Consider the following 290-nt stretch of genomic DNA (forward strand, 5'->3'; position numbering starts at 1 on the left):
CCAACGCAGCAGCACTGCAAAAGCGGCTGGACGACTTGGACTCCTCGTACCGGCAGCGGCTGCGCAATTGCGGGCTTTCCCAGATTATCGTCTCCCACGAAGCCTACGGCTATCTAGCTGACAGGTACGGTTTCTTACAGGTCGGCCTTTCAGGATTCGACCCGGAGCAAGAAGCCTCCCCCACCCAGCTTGCAAAGATTGGAAAAATCGCCGCCGACGCGGGCGTGGAAGTCATCTTTTCAGAGAACCTACTCAACCAGAAAAGCGCTAAGACGCTGGCAGCTGATCTT

The 290-nt window shown here is 56.6% G+C and carries 1 protein-coding gene; it reads left to right on the top strand.

What is annotated here, in order from left to right; all coding sequences use genetic code 11:
- Positions 1-290 (top strand): metal ABC transporter solute-binding protein, Zn/Mn family (locus QP381_RS08930; RefSeq protein ID WP_285068643.1); only part of this gene is annotated, 290 nt, incomplete at both ends.

Origin of the sequence: Pauljensenia sp. UMB6358, assembly GCF_030216865.1 — a bacterium.
In the GTDB taxonomy this organism is placed as follows: domain Bacteria; phylum Actinomycetota; class Actinomycetes; order Actinomycetales; family Actinomycetaceae; genus Pauljensenia; species Pauljensenia turicensis_A.